The organism is Pedobacter psychrodurus, from assembly GCF_032678585.1.
GTDB lineage: Bacteria > Bacteroidota > Bacteroidia > Sphingobacteriales > Sphingobacteriaceae > Pedobacter > Pedobacter psychrodurus_A.
In genome coordinates this window covers 1-15,608 of the sequence record NZ_JAVTSN010000078.1, presented here as the reverse complement: position 1 = coordinate 15,608, position 15,608 = coordinate 1, and the positions used below count along the sequence as shown (strand labels likewise).

Sequence of the window (15,608 nt, the reverse complement as noted above, 5' to 3'; positions counted from 1 at the left end):
CTGCGAGAGGGGAATTGCCCCTCATAGTTTTTATGCGATTTGCATTCCCCTCCTCTGGAGGGGTGCCTGAAAGGCGGGGTGGTCCTATCAGCACTAACCCAGCCTATTTAAACCCGACAGCAGCGAGCATCCCAATTCCTTCAATCTGGATAAAGCGTATGGCGGGACTGTCGTAACCGATTAGCACAGCAATTGCTTTTCAAAAACAAAAAAACTTTAACATACAAAAGAAGAAACTTACACCGTCCTTGTAACCTTATCCAGTTTACTATAATCCATTACCATTTTACCTTCCTCATTGTGGTAATACATTTTCTCAAATTTGGCATCCATTTCAATTTCCTCATCCTGGTAACTCGTTCTGGTATGGATCGTCTGCGAAAAAGTATCATCAAAAGCTTTAAGGATGACAAAAACTTCTACCTCAGCATGTTGCAGTTCGGTTAAAGATTTCTCATAAAACGGACTTTCTTCGGTAATGGCATGTACCAGCGTCCAGTTTAAAGATAAGATACCAATTTTATCGCGCTCTAAAGCCAGTGGATAAAACCTTCTCACATGTTTGCCATCTACCGTTTCGTTGTACGACATCACCATCTGCACTTCCACTTCGATGAGTTGATTGCGGCGGAGATTAACCAAGCGGCACATTAAACCATGGCCTTTTTCGTAAGGGGCAATCACCATTTTTTTGCTAAAACTTACTTTAGATGTAGGTCTGCTGAAACGGCCATACAATAAACCGGTGGCCAACGCAAAGGCAAGCAAACCTAACATACTTTCGAAAGCAGCCAGCACACTGGTAACAAAACCCTGTGGCGAAATGTGGCCATAACCAACGGTAGAAATGGTTTGGGCAGAAAAGAAAAAGGCATCAAAAAACTGATCGCGAAGGGTTACACCTTTGGCGCCATCTAAATTTTCGATACCCACGAGATTGTATAAAATGGCGAAAATTGTGTTTACAGCCATATAAGTAACGAGGATGACAAAGAAAAACCTTGTCCAGCTCATGGTTACCAGGCGGGTATAGGTATCGTCGAACTTAAACCAGGGCAGGCCTGTACGTTCGATATTTGCTGAACCATCGGGATTGAGCATGCGCTGATTTTTGGTTACCGGATTGGATCCGAAACCGAAATCATCATTAAACTGTACTTTTCTTTTGAAGAAAGACATATATTTTTAGAAAGATTTTGGAATATTAAAAAACTATATCAATATTTGCTTTATACAAACATGATAATTAAAAACTTAAATAACAATTGGTGGTGGCATAACGAAATTCGTTAGGCAAATTCTATTGTTATATATTTTAAAATATTTTAAACACAATGAAAAGGATTGCCCAAAAAGCAATCCTTTTTTTATGCCTTCCCCTCCCGTGGAGGGGTGTAAGAAGGACGGGGTGGTTAAGGAGCAAAATAATAAATGGTTTGTGGAGACACAAACCATGGCGTAAATAAAAAGAATGAGAAATGAACCACAGATAAAAAAGATGAACACGGATAAAATCTGCGTGTATCCGTGTTCATCTGTGGTTAAACAAGATTGAGCGATAAAAAAAGTAGGCGTAATACCGAGGCCCCTGTTCGTGTCTCCACGAAATGGAGCAAAATAATAAATGGTCTGTGGGGACACAGACCATGGAGATATATGAGAAATGAACCACAGATAAAAAAGATGAACACGGATAAAATCTGTGTGTATCCCTGTTCATCAGTGGTTAAACAAGATTGAGCGATAAACAAAAGTAGGCGTAATACCAACACCCCGGTTCTTGTCTCCACGAAACGGAAGAAAATAAATGGTTTGTGGAGACACAAACCATGGCGTAAATAAAAAGAATGAGAAATGAACCACAGATAAAAAAGATGAACACGGATAAAATCTGTGTGTATCCGTGTTCATCTGTGGTTAAACAAGATTGAGCGATAAACAAAAGTAGGCGTAATACCGAGGCCCCGGTTCGTGTCTCCACGAAACGGAAGAAAATAAATGGTTTGTGGAGACACAAACCATGGCATAAAATAAAAGAATGAGAAATGAACCACAGATAAAAAAGATGAACACGGATAAAATCTGTGTGTATCCGTGTTCATCAGTGGTTAAATAAGATTGAGCGATAAACATGAAAAAAATATTAAACCATTTATTCGAGAACAAGAGTTTTAGCAGGGAAGAGGCGAAGAACATTTTAATCTCCATTTCCGAAGGGGCATTTAATTCTTCACAAATTGCAGCTTTTATTACTGCTTATGCCATGCGCAACATCACAGTACAAGAGTTACAGGGCTTTAGGGATGCGATGCTTGATATGTGTGTAAAAGTAGACTTATCGGGTTACGATCTGATTGATCTCTGTGGTACGGGAGGCGATGGTAAAGATACTTTCAATATTTCTACCTTATCATCATTCGTGGTGGCAGGAGCCGGGCATCATGTGGCCAAACACGGTAATTATGGTGTTTCTTCGGGCTGCGGTTCTTCTAACGTAATGGAATATTTAGGTTATACTTTTACCAATGATGAGGGTACGTTAAGACGTAACCTGGATACCGCCGGCATCTGCTTTTTACATGCGCCACTGTTTAATCCGGCGATGAAAATTGTTGCACCGATCCGTAAAGAACTGGGCGTGAAAACATTTTTCAATATGCTTGGCCCGATGGTTAACCCCGGACAGCCAAAATACCAGATGGTGGGGGTATTCAGTCTGGAACTGGCCCGTTTATATGCTTATCTATACCAGGATACCGATAAAAGTTATACTATCGTGCATGCGTTGGAAGGTTATGACGAGGTTTCACTAACCTGCGATGTGAAAACCTTTTCGAACAAGGGCGAACAGATTTTAACGCTTCAGGATATGGGCTTTGATAAGGTGGATACCAATGCGATTAAAGGTGGTGATACGGTAGAGTCATCAGCTAAAATATTTATGGATGTTTTAAACGGCGAAGCTACAGATGTGCAGAACAATGTGGTACTGTGCAATTCGGCATTGGCGATTAAAACCATAAAACCCAACCAATCTTTTGCAGATTGTTTTTATGAAGCAGAAGAATCGTTGATGAACAAAAAAGCATTGGAGAGTTTTAAAAACTTACTGGCATGCTAAAGTTAAAAGTTTGCGGAATGCGTTTGGCAGCCAATATTGCTGCGGTTGCTGAGTTGCAGCCAGATTACCTGGGGTTTATCTTTTATAAGAAATCGCCCCGGTTGATCAGCGATGTTTCTGCTGAACTGATCAAATACATCCCATCGGAGATTAAAACGGTGGGTGTGTTTGTAAATGAAGACCTTGAAAAAATAAAAGATAAAGTAAACACATTGAAGCTGAAGGCTGTTCAGTTACATGGAAGTGAATCGCCTGAATATTGCGAAACATTAAAATCGAGCTTTCCCGCTTTGGAAGTGATTAAAGCTTTCGGAATAGATGAAGATTTTGATTTTTCAGGTCTCGAAGTATATTTAAAGGTGGTGGATTACTTTCTCTTCGATACCAAAACTAAAGCACATGGCGGATCGGGAAAAGCCTTCAATTGGTCTGTTTTGGACCGATATACTTACAGCAAACCCTACTTTTTAAGCGGTGGAATTGATTTAGAACACACCCAAGCGATAAAAAATATACACGATGAGCGTTTATATGCCCTGGATATCAATAGCAGATTTGAAATTGAGCCAGGTTTGAAGGATGCGGAGAAGATTAAAGAATTTATTAAAGAAATGAATAAATAGGTTGTTATTCATAACCCTTGGTTTAAACCAAGGGGAAAAAGAAAAGAAACATGAAATACAAAGTAAACGAAAAAGGATATTATGGAGATTTTGGTGGCGCATACATCCCCGAAATGCTTTATCCAAACGTAGAAGAATTGCGTCAAAACTATTTAAAGATTATTGATGATGCCGGTTTTCAAAAGGAATTTCATCAATTGTTAAAGGATTATGTCGGCCGTCCTTCGCCTCTTTATCTTGCTAAAAGGTATTCGGAAAGATATGGCGCCAATATTTTTCTGAAAAGAGAAGATTTAAACCATACCGGCGCACACAAGATCAACAATACCATCGGGCAGATTTTACTGGCCGAAAAATTGGGCAAAAAAAGGATTATAGCGGAGACTGGTGCTGGTCAGCACGGCGTAGCTACGGCAACGGTTTGTGCTTTGCGTAACCTCGAATGTGTGATTTACATGGGCGAGGTAGATATTGAGCGCCAGGCGCCAAATGTGGCCCGTATGAAAATGTTAGGTGCAAAAGTGGTTCCGGCGAGTTCTGGAAGTAAAACCTTAAAAGATGCCACCAATGAGGCCATGCGCGACTGGATCAATAATCCTGTTGATACACATTATATTATTGGTTCGGTGGTTGGTCCACACCCTTACCCTGATATGGTGGCAATTTTCCAATCGATTATCTCTGAGGAAACCAAAAAACAATTATTAGAACAAACCGGTAGCGATCAGCCTGATTATGTTTTGGCTTGCGTAGGTGGTGGAAGTAATGCCATGGGCATGTTCTATCATTTTATGGATGATGAAAATGTGAAACTCATCGCTGTTGAAGCGGCCGGTAAAGGGGTATCGAGTGGGTTTTCTGCAGCTACCACTTACTTAGGTAAAGAAGGGGTATTACATGGTAGCAGAAGTATTTTGATGCAAACGCCAGATGGACAGGTGGTAGAACCACATTCGGTTTCGGCTGGATTGGATTATCCGGGTATTGGTCCGCAACATGCACATTTGTTTAAAACAGGCCGCGGACAATATGTTTCGATCACTGATGAAGAAAGTTTGGATGCAGGTTTGCTTTGTACACAACTGGAAGGAATTATCCCGGCCATTGAAAGTGCACACGCCTTGGCTTACTTAGAAAAGATGGAGTTTAAAGCAGGCGAAAACGTAGTGGTTTGCCTTTCAGGTCGTGGCGACAAGGATCTGGATACTTATATTAAATATTTTAACTTATAGATTTGAGACGATAGATATGAGATTTGAGACAATAGATATGGGGTAATAGATATGAGATTTGAGACAAAAGGATTCCTTGCCAGGTACTTAAGTCTCATATCTCAAATCTCACGTCTCAAGTCGCAAATCTCTAATCTCACATCTCCAATCTCACATCTCCAATCTCATAGAATGAACCGAATTAAACAACTCTTCCAGGAGAAGAAAAATATATTATCAATTTATTATACCGCTGGTTATCCAAATACTGGCGATACTTTACAAATTGCCGAGGCATTGGAGAAATCGGGTGCTGATATGCTCGAAATCGGTTTCCCTTATTCGGATCCTGTTGCCGATGGACCGGTGATTCAGGCCAGCAGTAAACAATCGCTCGATCAGGGCATGACGCTTAAACTGCTTTTCGAACAGTTGAAAGACTTACGTAAAACCGTTACCATTCCCGTTTTGTTAATGGGTTATGTAAATCCTGTTTTGCAGTTTGGGGTAGAAAATTTCTGTGAGGCCTGTGCCGAAGTAGGGGTAGATGGCTGTATCGTGCCAGATCTGCCGATGGTAGAATACGAGGAGTTTTACAAAGATTGCTTCGAAAAGCATAACCTGAGCAACGTATTTTTAATTACCCCGCAAACAGCTGAAGAGCGCATCCATAAAATTGATGGTTTAACCAATGGATTTATCTATTTGCTATCCTCATCGGCTACTACAGGTAAAAATCTCGAGGTTGGCGATACTACAGAAGCTTATTTCGGCAGGATTAAAAACCTGAACCTGAAGAACCCAACGATGATCGGTTTCGGGATCAGCGATAAACAGACTTTTGATAAAGCCTGCTCGTATGCCAATGGCGCCATTATTGGTACCGCTTTCGTTAAAGCCATCGCCGATGGTAATTTGGAGGAAAGTGTGAGTACCTTTATGAAGAAGTTTAAGGGGTAATTTTTTTCCTTTTCTTCCTTACATCGTCCTTGCGAGGAGGCACGACGAAGCAATCTTTCATGCTAGTGATCCTGCCGGAGAGATTGCTTCGTCGGCTGAAAAAGCCTTCCCGCAATGACGATCAATCTCTCGGTTCGTCACCCTGAACTTGTTTCAGGGTCTTTCATGCAAGAATATTTATCTTCACTGCACTTCATCCGATAGCTATCGTCCTTGAAATATCGGAAATTTCCGTAGCTTAGTGCCATTAAAATCTCTTTATAAAATATTCCTCAAACAGAACTCTGTTCTGATATTCCCTTATCGTTCTGATCATGGGGCTAAACTATTATTTTCTAAATTTTATAAAGAACATCATGCAAGATTTAAAAATTGCTTTAATTGGTGCTACAGGTAAAGCTGGTGCTTATATTTTAAAAGCGCTATTGGCGCAAAAATTCAGGGTAAAAGCCCTTGTCAGGAATCCGGAAAAACTTCAGATCCACCATCCTTCGCTGGAAATCATAACCGGCGACGTTAAAGATGCAGAAACGGTACTTGCTTTTATACAAGGCTGCGATATGGTAATCAGTGCCCTCGGTATGGGACAACCTGCCAGTGAGAAAACAATCTTTACACAATCAACAGCTCATATTCTAAAAGCAATGGAGGCTTTTAATCTGAAACGCTACATCGTGATTACAGGGATCAATGTAGATAGTCCTGCTGATGAAAAAGATGTCAAGACTCAATTCGCAACCAAATGGATGTACGATAACTATCCGGTTTCTACAGCAGATAAACAAAAAGAATATGATCTGTTAACTGCCAGTGACATCGACTGGACTTTAATCCGTTTGCCGTTGATTATGCAAACTGATGAACGGACAGCAATTGAAATGAGTTTGATCAACTGCGAAGGCGGTCAGATTAATGCTTCTAATTTGGCGGAGTTTATTATTGACGCTTTAAGGGATGCCGCCTTTGTAAAACAGGCGCCTTTTATCTGGAATAGTTAGGTTGTTTTACCACCAGGACACGAAGGCACCAAGTATTATATGCTTTGTGTTCTTTGTAACCTGGTGGTTAAAGCTTATTATAGTTTCTTTACCATATAAGGAATTTAAGGGCATGCGGGGCATTACACTTATATGTAACTTATATACCTTATATGGTTCATTTTTTGGCAGCTACATCACTAAGGCACTAAACTTTGTGTTCTTGGTGGTTAATAAACTAAAAAATATCTCCGTGTTAATCTGTGCCTCCGTGGCAATAAAGCTTACTATTTAAGCATTTCGTTTCACCCAATCCGCATAACTCATTTCAAATTTCACTTCACCTTTATTCACCATGCCTACGTTTTTCCAACCCTGGCGGGTATAAAATTCTTCAGCACGGGTATTGGGCGCTGTGCCCAGCCAAACCAATTCTTGTGTTTGATCGAAATACCAATCCATCATCAAGCGGTGCAGCTCTTTGCCAATGCCCTTGCCTTCAAATTCAGGGCGGAGAAATAAAGCCCAAATGTTATGTTCTTTTAGGTCGACAATAGAGAAACCCACTAGCGTTCCGTCTACTTCGCAAACCCAGCCTTTGCCGCGTTGGGTAATAAATTCTTCGCAATCTTTGTCAGTAACCAGTGCCGGATCTGACAAAGTGTTCTCTTTTACGGTATGTCTGACAATTTGTATTGCAGGAATGTCAGTCGTTTTTGCTTCGCGGAAAATCATTTTTTATTTTTTTTGAGAAAACTAATTTATTTAAAATATGCTTTTAACTGCTTTAATCGTTGATTATCAGCGGTAAAACTAAGCAATAAAATGTTTATGACAAATGAATGATTGTGAATTCTGGAATTGGTTCTACATTTGCCTAACGGTGTTAGATTATTTACACCTAATATTCCAGTCATGGGAAGTAAAGAAAGAATTCTACGTTTAAAAGATGAAACCAGAACAAAAATTCTGGATGCTGCCTTGAACATTGTTCAAACAGAAGGCTGGCAGGCATTGAGTATGCGTAAAATTGCCGACCAGATTGAATATACCGCACCAATTATTTACGAATACTTTTCTAACAAAGATGGCATTTTACTGGAACTCACCAGAAGAGGTTATTTAATGTTGGCCAAAGATATCCGCGAAGCCAGAGATCAGCACGAATCTCCGGAAGATAAAATGGAAGCCATGTGGATTGCCTACTGGAACTTCGCCTTTACCCATAAAGAATTTTATCAGTTGATGTACGGTGTGGATATGGTTTGTTGTACCGTTAAAAATTCGATGGCAGAAGCCGAAAACGTAGGCAGTATGTTGGGCGATGTAATTGAATCTTTATTCGAAAAGAAACCCGTTTCTGATGACGATATCTGCATGAAGTATTACACCTACTGGTCTATCATCCATGGTTTAATCTCCATCAACCTGGTCCGCCCAAATGGAAGAACAACAGACGAGTTAAACCAGCAAATTTTAAAAGATGCCATCAAAGGCATTACGTTATCTATTAACAGTTAATTTTTTTTTACCCGGTAATTTAACACTGTTAAATTATTTATACACTCTAATTCCAATTAAATTTAATTATATGAAATCTCTACACCGCTTGTACCCGCTACTTAACACCGTTAAATGGTTTAATGGTATTAATTCAATGTTAACAATTTCTCTTTTATCTATAATTTTGGTGAGCTGTAAATCGTCTCCTGATCAATCAGCCGCTGCACCACCGCCACCGGCATTGCCTGTGAGCGCCATTAACTCGAGCACAGAAACCACCTATATTGAATATCCGGCCTCTATCCAGGGTGCTGTTGATATCGATGTTCGTCCGCAGGTGAGTGGTTACCTACAAAGCGTTCTGGTTAACGAAGGCGCTTATGTTACCGCCGGACAAACCCTATTCAAAATTAACGAAAACCCTTTCCGCGAGGCTTTAAACAATGCAAAAGCAAGCTTACATGCTGCTGAAGCTGCGATTTTAAATGCACAGTTGGAAGTGGATAAGTTAACTCCTTTAGTGCAGAACAAAGTAGTTTCCGACTATCAGTTGAAGACTGCTAAAACGGCTTATAAAATTGCCCAGGCCAATGCAGAACAGGCAAAGGCAAGTGTGGCTTCGGCACAGATCAATTTAGGTTATACCAATGTTAAGGCTACGGTAAGTGGTTACATTGGCCGTATCCCTAAAAAACAGGGAAGTTTGGTTTCGCCGACCGATCAGATTGCATTAACGCAGTTATCGGATATCCACGAAGTACACGTTTATTTCGCACTTGCTGAAAACGACTTCAATAACTTTAACGCAAACTACCCGGGTAAAACACCTGCCGATAGGATTAAACATTTACCAGCAGTTGAGCTTTTATTGGCCGATAACTCTGCTTATCCAATTAAAGGTAAAATCGACATGATTGATGGTCAGTTTGATAAAAACACAGGTGCCATTACTTTAAGGGCTAGTTTCCCTAATGCAAGCGGAGTGCTTCGCTCGGGTAATACCGGTAAGATCCGTTTAGGCTTGCAGCATGATGATGCCATTCTGGTTCCTCAATCATCTACAGTAGAAATGCAGGATAAAGTATTCGTATTTACTGTAGGCGATAGCAGCAAGGTTAAAAAACAAGCCATTACCATTGTTGGTAAAAGCGGCGAAAATTACCTGGTTAAAGACGGGGTAAAAGTTGGCGACCAGATTGTGTTGAGCGGCGTTGATAAATTACAGGAAGGCATGGTGATCGCGCCTCAAAAAGCAGCAGATAAAGTAGCTGTTGCAAGAACAAAAAACTAATACGACCATAAAATTTAAAAAGTCATGTTTCAGAAATTTATAGACAGGCCTGTACTTTCGACTGTTATTTCCATCTTATTGGTAATAGTTGGTATACTTGGCTTAACAAAGTTGCCCTTAGAGCGCTTTCCAAATATCGCACCTCCGTCGGTATTGGTAACCGCTGTATACCCAGGGGCCAATGCCGAAACGATATTACGTTCGGTAACACCTTCACTGGAGGAAGCAATTAATGGTGTGGAGAACATGACCTACATGACCTCCAGCGCCAGTAACGATGGTACCCTGGCGATTACGGTTTACTTCCAACAAGGTACCAACCCCGATCAGGCTGCTGTTAACGTGCAAAACCGTGTTTCGCAAGCCACCAGCCAATTGCCTGCAGAGGTTGTACAATATGGTATCACCACTACGAAACAGCAAAACAGCTTTATTGGGGCTATCGGTGTGTACTCTGAAGATCCAAAAAAATACGATGCGGTTTTTGTAAACAACTATGCGCAGATCAATATTATTCCGGAACTTAAACGTATCCCGGGTGTAGGTTCGGCCAGTGTATTTGGTGGTATTAAAGATTATTCAATGCGTATTTGGTTAAATCCAAGTCAATTGGCTACTTATAAAATTACACCAAACGAAGTCATCACTGCTATTCAGGACAAAAACCTTGAAGCGGCCCCAGGTAGGGTTGGAGAACGTAGTAATGAGGCGTTTGAATACATCATTAAATATAAAGGTAAGCTTACCAAACCAGAAGAATATCAAAATATCGCGATCCGTTCCAATTCAGATGGTTCTATTTTACGCTTAAAAGATGTGGCCCGTGTTGAACTGGGTGCGTATAGTTATGGTAGTGTTAACCGTTTAAACGGACATGATGGTATTACCATTGGTGTTATCCAGTTATCGGGTTCAAATGCCAACGAAATCCAGATTTCGATTGATAAACTGTTGGCCAAACTATCAAAAGATTTCCCATCGGGAATTAAATACAATCAGTTTTACCGTACCAAAACCGATCTTGATGAATCTATCAATCAGGTAGAGCATACCTTGATCGAAGCTTTCTTACTGGTATTTATCGTGGTATTTATCTTCCTTCAGGATTTCAGGTCGACGTTAATTCCGGCTATTGCAGTTCCGGTGGCGATTATCGGTACCTTCTTCTTTATGCAGCTGTTCGGCTTCTCTATTAACCTTTTAACCTTGTTCGCATTGGTACTGGCCATAGGTATTGTGGTGGATGATGCGATTGTGGTGGTAGAAGCGGTGCACGCCAAAATGGAAGAAAACCCTTCACTTAGCCCAAGGGCGGCCACAACCGAGGCGATGAACGAAATTACCGGAGCGATTATATCGATTACACTGGTAATGGCAGCGGTATTTTTACCGGTTGGTTTTATGACCGGCTCGACAGGTATTTTCTACAAACAGTTCGCTTTAACCATGGCCATCGCCATTATTATATCGGCTGTTAACGCTTTAACTTTAAGTCCTGCTTTGGCGGCCTTGTTTTTAAAAAACAAACATGCAGAAGGTGGACACAACGCGCCTAAAAAAGGTTTTGTAGAAAAGTTTTATGCAGGCTTTAACGGTGGTTTCAATTATATGACCAACCGTTATATTGGTGGCTTAAAAGTGCTTATCCGCAACAAATGGATCAGCATGGGCGGCCTTGCCTTAATCGTTTTGGTTACCATTTTTCTGGTAGGCAGAACAAAAACAGGCTTTATTCCTACAGAGGATCAGGGTTTCGTGGCTATCGCGGTGGCCAGTCCATCGGGAACATCATTGGCCAATACCAATAAAATGTTGAAACAGGCTGAGGCTGAGTTGAGGGCGATGCCATCAGCAAGGTTTGTGATGTCGTTAGCAGGTTATAATTTCTTAACCGCATCGAACAGTCCTTCAGCTGGGCAGATTTTCTTATTGTTAAAACCAAATGAAGAAAGAGGGGCGGTTAAAAATATCGATGAGATACAAAATATTGTAAGGGCTAAAATGGCCGCTATATCTGCCGGTACCTTCTTCGTATTTAGTTTCCCAACGGTACCAGGTTTTAGTAACGTTGAGGCGATGAACGTGATGTTACAGGATAAAACGAATGGCAGGTTGGATAAATTTAGTGGTGTAGCGAATAACTTTATCGGAAAGTTAATGGCGAAACCTGCTATTGCTTATGCCTTTACTTCTTACAAAGCCGATTATCCTCAGTTACAACTGGATGTGAACGACGAAAAAGCCGATCAGTTGGGTGTAAGTAAAAAAGATATCTTACAAACGATGCAGACTTATTTCGGTACGGCACAGGCATCAGATTTTAACCGCTTTGGTAAATACTACCGTGTAGTGGTTCAGGCTGATATTGCCGATAGAACCGACCCTGCAAGTATCGACCGTGTGTTTGTGAAAAACAAAGCGGGAGAAAGTGTGCCGATCAGTACCCTGGTTAAATTAACCCGTGTATATGGTTCGGAAACGGCTTCGCGTTACAACCTGTTTAACTCTATCGAAGTAAACGCCATCCCTAAACCAGGTTACAGTTCTGGTGATGCGATTAAAGCGATTGAAGAAACGGCTAAAGAACAATTGCCAACCGGATATGCTTACGAATTCTCTGGACAAACACGTGAGGAAATTTCTTCAGGTGGCCAGTCGACGGTGATCTTCCTGCTTTGTTTGGTGTTTGTATACTTCTTATTATCGGCACAGTACGAGAGTTATATCCTGCCATTGGCGGTAATCTTATCAATCCCTACAGGTGTATTCGGTGTGTTTGTGGTATTGGGTTTAACCGGTATCGAAAACAACATTTATGTACAGGTAGCGCTGATTATGCTTATCGGTTTGCTGGCTAAAAATGCCATCCTGATTGTGGAGTTTGCGGTACAGCGACGAAAGGCAGGACGCAGTTTGGTTGATGCGGCGATAGAAGCAGCACGATTGAGGATCAGGCCGATTATTATGACCTCACTTGCCTTTGTATTCGGTTTATTCCCGATGAGTATTGCAACGGGTCCATCGGCACAAGGTAACCACTCCATCAGTATTGGTGCCGCAGGTGGTATGGTATCTGGTGTAATTTTAGGTTTATTTATCATTCCGGTACTTTTCGTCATCTTCCAGGCCTTACAGGAAAAACTATCAAAAAAATCATCAAATGAGGTTGTTCAACACCATGGAGAACCTGTAAATAATCATACAGTTTATGAAACGGTTTAATATTATTACCATCCTGCTCCTTGCTTTAATCTGGAGCGGATGTTCGGTTTCGAAAGATACAGCGCTGCCAAATATTGCGCCTGGGTTATTCAGAAACACAACACCTAAAGATTCTTCGAGTGTGGGCTCAATGCCTTTGAAGAGTTTTATCAACGACCTTACTGTTCAGAATTTAATTGATACAGCTTTGGTTAAAAACTACGATATGCAAATTGCTTTGAAAAATATCGATGCAGCTGAAGTATTGTTTAAACAATCGAAACTGGGTTATCTGCCCGAACTTAAACTGCAGGTTGCAGCAAGTTCGAGCCGTCCATCAGACAATAGTTTAAATGGATTAAGCTTAAATCAGTTTACAGGTGCCAGCCATATCGAAGATTACAATGCTAATCTGGGTGTGGTTTGGGAAGCCGATATCTGGGGCAAAATCCGCAATCAAAAAGCTGGCGCTTTAGCCAGTTTTTTGCAAACAGAAGAGGCGCGTAAAGCAGTGCAAACCCGCTTGGTGAGTAATGTTGCACAAGGGTATTACAATTTGTTAATGCTTGATGCGCAGCTGGAAATTGCCAAAAAGAACTTAAAACTGAACGATAGCACGCTTAGGATTATCAATTTACAGTTCGATGCAGGTCAGGTTACTTCGCTGGCCATACAACAGGCACAGGCGCAACAGTTAAATGCGGCGCAACTGATACCTCGTTTGGAGCAGAATGTTACTTTACAGGAAAATGCTTTGAGTGTATTGATTGGTACTTTGCCTAAAGCGATTAACCGCGAGAGCCGTTTGGATAAAATGGATATCCCACAAGATTTAAATGCTGGTTTTCCTTCGGCTATGTTGAGCCGCAGACCGGATATTAAAAGTGCTGAACTGGCTTTAACCATTGCCAATGCAAAGGTTGGGGTAGCGAAAGCAAGTTTATATCCTTCGCTGGTGATTACCGCAAGTGGCGGGATCAACTCTTTTAAAGCAAGCAACTGGTTTAATGTTCCGGCATCGTTGTTCGGTTTGGTTGGGGCAGGGATTACGCAACCGATCTTTCAAAGAGGTCAGTTGAAAACTTCTTTGGAGCTGGCTAAAATCGACCGCGAGAAATCGGTGATCCAGTTCCGTCAGTCGGTACTGAACGCTGTTGGCGAAGTGTCGGATGAGTTAACGAAAGTAGAGAAGTTGAAAACTCAATATGGTATTGCTGAGAAAAGAGCACAAACTTTACAACAGGCATCGAAAAATGCGAGTATGTTGTTTAAAAGCGGTATGGCTAACTACCTTGAAGTGATTACTGCGCAAGGCAATTTATTGCAAAGCGAACTGGAGTTAACTACCATTAAAACGGAGCAGTTAAATGCTGTTGTTGGCTTGTACCGTTCTTTAGGGGGGGGGTGGCAGTAAGATAATGGTGATTTAATTTAGTTAACCACCAAGTCACAAAGACACTAGGGATGTTTTGCAATTGCAGGATGTTCTTAGTGTTTTTTTGTTTTAGAACCCTTGAAAAGAATTCGTCATCCGATAGCTGTCGGATGCGAGGCTGGACTAGAGCGAGCCGAAGCAATCTTTATATAGCGTTTTTTAGTGGTTTTTACCACCAAGTCACAAAGACACCAGGGATGTTTTGCGAAAGCAGGATGTTTCTGGTGTTTTTTTGTTATCATGGGATTTTCATACCGAGCACTTCACAGGAGGCTAAATTTCTAGGCCTGTTGCTATTTGCAACTATGAGGGGAACTCCCCTCCTAATCTAGGAGGGGTGGGGGTGGTTATGAGATGATATTTTTTCTTGCCCTACGCGCTGTCTTGCCCTACGCGCTGTCTTGCCCTTCGCGCTGTCTTGCCCCAGTTCGCCGCCACTGGAGGGCTCTTACTTTTGGCTTGGCCCAAAAGTAACAAAAGCCCAAGGCTTGCATCCTTTCTTGTAAAAACCTACGGAAATCTCGATTGCGGCAGCATCGAGGCTCTTAGTCCCTTGCTTATCCCCGCGCTCTCGCTTTGATCCTGCCTTGGGCTGTGGGATAGTGAGGGGGAGTGCAAAGATTTCCGTGCTTTTTCCGTCGAAAATCTGCGAGGCCGGATAGCAGGGTGCAGATAGCGAAGCGCACACTGTAGGGAGCAGAGAATTTTCTCTTTTGCTGTCATCCTGAGTAAGCGAAGGATCTCTGTGTAAGTGACTATTGCCTTCGTTCAATCACCTACGAGGTTTTGCCCTTCGCGCAGTCTTGCCTCGGCTCACCGCCGCCGAAGGGGCTCTTACCTTTTTTCAGTAGTATATATGTTTTTATAGGCCTTCAAGCTTGCTTCGCAGGTTTCTTGATAAAAAGGTAACCAAAAATCAAGGCTTGCAGCTTTTCTTGTAAAAACCTACGGAAATCTCGATTGCGGCAGCATCGAGGCTCTTAGTCCCTTGCTTATCCCCACGCTCTCGCTTTGATCCTGCCTTGGGCTGTGGGGTAATGAGGGGGGAGTGAACAGATTTCCGTGCTTTTTCCGTCGAAAATCTGCGAGGCCGGATAGCAGGGAGCAGATAGCGTGGTGCATATTGCAGTGAGCAGAGGCTGGCATTCTAAATCGGTGGGTTCTCAAACTATGAGGGGAACTCCCCTCCTAATCTAGGAGGGGGCAGGGGTGGTTATGAGATAATATTTGTTCTTTGCCCTACGCGCTGTCTTGCCTCGGCTACCGATGAAAAATCGGTACAGGTG

Annotated in this window: 11 protein-coding genes; 9 read left to right on the top strand and 2 right to left on the bottom strand. The window is 41.8% G+C overall.

Annotation, left to right across the window (positions count from 1 at the left end; genetic code table 11):
* Window positions 1-237: 237 nt before the first annotated feature.
* Complete coding sequence (locus R2S57_RS29200) at window positions 238-1,179, bottom strand: ion channel (RefSeq protein WP_316848442.1); 942 nt, start codon at window positions 1,177-1,179, stop codon at window positions 238-240.
* Between the two features lie 952 nt (window positions 1,180-2,131).
* Between R2S57_RS29200 and trpD the strand changes: the two genes are divergently transcribed.
* The 5 genes from trpD to R2S57_RS29175 all read left to right on the top strand — a co-directional run bounded on the left by trpD (window position 2,132) and on the right by R2S57_RS29175 (window position 6,913).
* On the top strand, window positions 2,132-3,121 hold the full coding sequence (gene trpD, locus R2S57_RS29195; protein WP_316848441.1) for an anthranilate phosphoribosyltransferase: 990 nt from the start codon (window positions 2,132-2,134) through the stop codon (window positions 3,119-3,121).
* Entirely contained in the window at window positions 3,115-3,744 is a 630-nt protein-coding gene (locus R2S57_RS29190) for a phosphoribosylanthranilate isomerase (protein ID WP_316848440.1), read from the top strand. The genes trpD and R2S57_RS29190 overlap by 7 nt, the downstream gene beginning before the upstream one ends.
* Window positions 3,745-3,794: 50 nt before the next feature.
* Window positions 3,795-4,976 (top strand): tryptophan synthase subunit beta, encoded by a 1,182-nt coding sequence (gene trpB / locus R2S57_RS29185; protein ID WP_316848439.1) that lies wholly within the window; start codon window positions 3,795-3,797, stop codon window positions 4,974-4,976.
* A 171-nt stretch (window positions 4,977-5,147) separates the two neighbouring features.
* Window positions 5,148-5,915, top strand: a complete 768-nt coding sequence (trpA, locus tag R2S57_RS29180; RefSeq protein ID WP_316848438.1) for a tryptophan synthase subunit alpha — start codon at window positions 5,148-5,150, stop codon at window positions 5,913-5,915.
* Window positions 5,916-6,271: 356 nt separating this feature from the next.
* Window positions 6,272-6,913, top strand: a complete 642-nt coding sequence (locus R2S57_RS29175) for an NAD(P)-dependent oxidoreductase (protein WP_316848437.1) — start codon at window positions 6,272-6,274, stop codon at window positions 6,911-6,913.
* A 270-nt stretch (window positions 6,914-7,183) separates the two neighbouring features.
* Here the strand turns inward: R2S57_RS29175 and R2S57_RS29170 are convergent, their stop codons facing one another.
* On the bottom strand, window positions 7,184-7,627 hold the full coding sequence (locus tag R2S57_RS29170; RefSeq protein WP_316848436.1) for a GNAT family N-acetyltransferase: 444 nt from the start codon (window positions 7,625-7,627) through the stop codon (window positions 7,184-7,186).
* A 180-nt stretch (window positions 7,628-7,807) separates the two neighbouring features.
* Here R2S57_RS29170 and R2S57_RS29165 point away from each other — a divergent pair, with 180 nt between their 5' ends.
* The 4 genes from R2S57_RS29165 to R2S57_RS29150 all read left to right on the top strand — a co-directional run bounded on the left by R2S57_RS29165 (window position 7,808) and on the right by R2S57_RS29150 (window position 14,301).
* Complete coding sequence (locus R2S57_RS29165; protein ID WP_316848435.1) at window positions 7,808-8,413, top strand: TetR/AcrR family transcriptional regulator; 606 nt, start codon at window positions 7,808-7,810, stop codon at window positions 8,411-8,413.
* Between the two features lie 70 nt (window positions 8,414-8,483).
* Window positions 8,484-9,686, top strand: coding sequence for an efflux RND transporter periplasmic adaptor subunit (locus R2S57_RS29160; protein ID WP_316848434.1), 1,203 nt, complete (start codon window positions 8,484-8,486; stop codon window positions 9,684-9,686).
* A gap of 24 nt (window positions 9,687-9,710) precedes the next feature.
* Complete coding sequence (locus tag R2S57_RS29155; protein WP_316848433.1) at window positions 9,711-12,908, top strand: efflux RND transporter permease subunit; 3,198 nt, start codon at window positions 9,711-9,713, stop codon at window positions 12,906-12,908.
* A complete protein-coding gene (locus R2S57_RS29150) occupies window positions 12,895-14,301 on the top strand; it encodes a TolC family protein (protein ID WP_316848432.1) in 1,407 nt (468 codons plus the stop codon). The genes R2S57_RS29155 and R2S57_RS29150 overlap by 14 nt, the downstream gene beginning before the upstream one ends.
* Window positions 14,302-15,608: the final 1,307 nt, after the last annotated feature.